1 protein-coding gene and 1 pseudogene are annotated in these 1703 nt (G+C 40.1%); one reads left to right on the top strand and one right to left on the bottom strand.

Going from position 1 to position 1703, the window contains the following annotated elements:
• Positions 1 to 217: pseudogene (locus tag IG80_RS16360) on the bottom strand (hypothetical protein); the annotation flags it as partial.
• A 123-nt stretch (positions 218 to 340) separates the two neighbouring features.
• Between IG80_RS16360 and IG80_RS0111050 the strand changes: the two are divergent.
• Complete coding sequence (locus IG80_RS0111050; protein ID WP_032113655.1) at positions 341 to 1372, top strand: IS110 family RNA-guided transposase; 1032 nt, start codon at positions 341 to 343, stop codon at positions 1370 to 1372.
• Positions 1373 to 1703 lie beyond the last annotated feature (331 nt).

Raw genomic sequence — 1703 nt, 5'->3', positions numbered from 1 at the left:
AGCGTTTTATTAGTCTTGGTTCTACAGAAAAAAGAGATGCCATTTCTTTTAAATAAATAGAACCTTTTGACGTGGAAAAATGCGTAACTTTAGACCAGGGCATAGCACGGGCAGTATTAGGGCTCTCATTAATGTCATACCCATTTGTTATCAGATAGCTTTGTGCCCAATTTACTGCTGTTTGATTATTACTCTTAGGCTGCATATAAAATACCATTCAAATTTTCAACCTCAATCTACGAGGTAAGCCAGTATTAATGGTATGGACCTGCCTTGTTGGTCTCAATAAGCTGAGGCATGCACGAGCTCATAGGCTCAAAAACAACAAAAGGAGGTCCACATGGAAATAAAAGCATTAGGAATTGATCTTGGCAAGAACTGGTTTCATCTTCACGGGATTGATAAAAGAGGAAAGCCTGTGCTTCAGAAAAAAGTCAGTAGAGAAAAATTACCGATCGTTATCGCCAATCTTCCTGGTTGCTTAATTGGAATGGAAGCTTGTGCGGGCGCTCATTTTTGGGCTAGATGCTTTCAACAGATGGGGCATGAAGTCAAGCTCATAGCGCCTCAATTTGTTAAACCTTATGTAAAGAGCAATAAGAACGATCAAGCAGATGCAGCGGCTATATCTGAAGCTGTCACCCGCTCTCATATGAGATTTGTCCCTATAAAATCTTCTGCTCAACAAGAGATATTAGCTATCCATCGCGTTCGTGAGCGTCTTGTACGGGTAAAAACAGCTTTAACCAATGAGATTCGAGGGTTACTTTTAGAACAAGGAATTACAATTCCTCAGGGAGTCAGCAAGTTTGAACAATTTTTAGCAAATCTACTAGATCCTGAAATTGAAGAACTCAGTCCTCTTTTTAAAGGCCTTTTAGGGGAACTCGTTGAAGAATTCAAGCTTGCTAAAGGAAGAGTAAAGAGACTTGAAGAACGTCTCCAGCGACTTGGGAAGGAAGACAAAGCCGTACAGCGACTAATGACGATTCCTGGAGTTGGCCCCATAGGAGCTTCTGCTCTTGTTGGATCAATTGGAGATATTCGACAATTTAAAAATGGTAGAGAGTTATCTGCCTGGCTTGGGCTTGTGCCAAGGCAACATTCAACAGGAGGTAAACCTCGACTTTTAGGAATTAGTAAAAGAGGAGATTTATATTTACGAACACTTCTTATTCATGGAGCTCGGGCTGTTATAAGATGGATTAGCCAACGTGAAAAACCTGTATCTTCTCTGGAGAAATGGGTCTTGGATATTATTGAACGGCGAGGAATAAACCGAGCAATAGTTGCGCTCGCCAATAAAATAGGGCGAATGATTTGGGCTCTTCTTGCAAAAGAAGAAAACTATAGAATGCATGCAACTGTATAATTTAGAAGAGTTTCGTATCTGAAGAAAGGCCATAGGAGAGAAAAATTGATGGTGAGTATCGGTCAAACCACTTTGAGAAAAATCCGCATTACATTGAGGCTCTTGGAAGCCGAAGTATTGATAGGGATTTTTCAAAGGCGGATTTCCATCAGGGCTAGAGGGGAAAATACCCTATCATTAAGCCGTATACATAACTGCAGCCGATTTTCTTTCATCAATTATTTTTTTCAAAAAGCCTTGATTCAGTCGGCAGGTCCATACATCATGTAATGGATTGCGGTAAGGATTAAAAAAACGGTTTTAGTTGCAACTTTGAGCTAAGATTACAATT

This window comes from Candidatus Paracaedibacter symbiosus (assembly GCF_000757605.1).
In the GTDB taxonomy this organism is placed as follows: domain Bacteria; phylum Pseudomonadota; class Alphaproteobacteria; order Paracaedibacterales; family Paracaedibacteraceae; genus Paracaedibacter_A; species Paracaedibacter_A symbiosus.
The sequence above is the reverse complement of the archived record's forward strand: the minus strand, read 5'-3'. Positions and strand labels throughout refer to the sequence as shown.

Excerpts from the sequence above, each read along its gene's own strand:
- IG80_RS0111050 (WP_032113655.1), top strand. The coding sequence starts at position 341 with ATGGAAATAAAAGCATTAGGAATTGATCTTGGCAAGAACTGGTTTCAT.